This window comes from Shinella sp. M31, from assembly GCF_049199205.1.
Classification (GTDB): Bacteria; Pseudomonadota; Alphaproteobacteria; order Rhizobiales; family Rhizobiaceae; genus Shinella.
Window position 1 is genome coordinate 1 of the sequence record NZ_JBLZPH010000220.1, and the last position, 290, is coordinate 290.

At 61.4% G+C, this 290-nt stretch carries 1 protein-coding gene; it reads right to left on the reverse strand.

All coding sequences use genetic code 11. From position 1 onward, the window contains the following. Positions 1-290, reverse strand: a 290-nt coding sequence (locus ACOZKU_RS27905) for a cadherin-like domain-containing protein (protein WP_421581628.1), incomplete at both ends; no start/stop codon positions are given.

Sequence of the window (290 nt, forward strand, 5' to 3'; positions counted from 1 at the left end):
GAGCCGTCCTCGTTACCGTCTTCGACAAGCACCTTGAACGAGGCCTTGAGAGTTTCAGAACCATCGTGGCGAAAGGTGACGCGGCCGGCGGCGATATCGGCGGCGGTAAAACTTGTCGCGGCCTTGCCGGCGACCAGCAGCGTACCGTTGACGACGCTTGAGGCCGTGAACCTGACCCCGGTTGCGCCGTCGTCGGCATCGCTAAAGCCCAGATCGGCAGCGGTCAGCGTGTAAATGCCTCCTTCTGAAACGGTGGCTTTGAGATCACCCGTCAGCTTCGGCGCATCGTT